Origin of the sequence: Tautonia sp. JC769 (assembly GCF_040717455.1) — a bacterium.
In the GTDB taxonomy this organism is placed as follows: Bacteria; Planctomycetota; Planctomycetia; order Isosphaerales; family Isosphaeraceae; genus Tautonia.
Window position 1 is genome coordinate 1 of sequence record NZ_JBFEFH010000075.1, and the last position, 833, is coordinate 833.

The following is an 833-nucleotide window of genomic DNA, read 5'->3' on the forward strand; positions in this document are numbered from 1 at the left end:
CGTCACCGGGTTCGGCTCGACGGCCCTGTACCGCAACAATGGCGACGGGACGTTCACGGACATCACCGAGTCGGCCGGTGTGTGGTCGGATCGCTGGAGCACGGCGGCCGGGTTCGCGGACCTGGACCGGGACGGGGATCTCGACCTGTTCGTCGTCACCTATGTGGAGGCCGACCCGAAGACCGCCCCCGAGTGCCGCGATTCGGTCGGTCGGCCGATCCATTGCCCCCCCGGTCGATTCCCGGCGCAATTCGATCTGCTCTACCGGAACGACGGCGACGGGACGTTCACCGACGTCTCGGCCGAGGCGGGCATCGAAGTGCCCGACGGCCGGGGGCTCGGCCTGGCGATCGCCGATTTCGACGGCGACGGCCTGCTCGACCTCTTCGTCGCCAACGACGCGGTGCCCGACTTCCTCTTCCGGAATCTGGGAGGATTGCGGTTCGAGGAGGTGGGGGTGGCCTCCGGGGCGGCCTTCGACGGCGCCGGCCGGGCGACGGCGAGCATGGGGGTGGTGGCCGACGACCTGGACGGGGACGGGCTGATCGACCTCTTCCACACCAACTTCCGCAACGAGCCGAACACCTTCCTCCGCAACCTGGGAGGAGGGCTGTTCGTCGACGCGACGACCGGCTCGGGGCTCGACGGCCCGAGCCTGCCCGTGACCGGATTCGGCACGGTCGCCCTCGACTTCGACAACGACGGCACGCTCGACCTGTTCGTCAGTAACGGTCACGTGGATGACCAACCCTGGATCGACCAGCCGATGGCCCAGCCCCCGCTTGCCTTCCTCGGCCGGCCAGGGGGGCGGTATGTCCTGGCATCTCCGGAAT

1 protein-coding gene is annotated in these 833 nt (G+C 69.1%); it reads left to right on the forward strand.

All coding sequences use genetic code 11. The features are described 5' to 3' along the window. On the forward strand, positions 1-833 hold an 833-nt coding region (locus AB1L88_RS26935; RefSeq protein ID WP_367099814.1), incomplete at both ends, for a VCBS repeat-containing protein.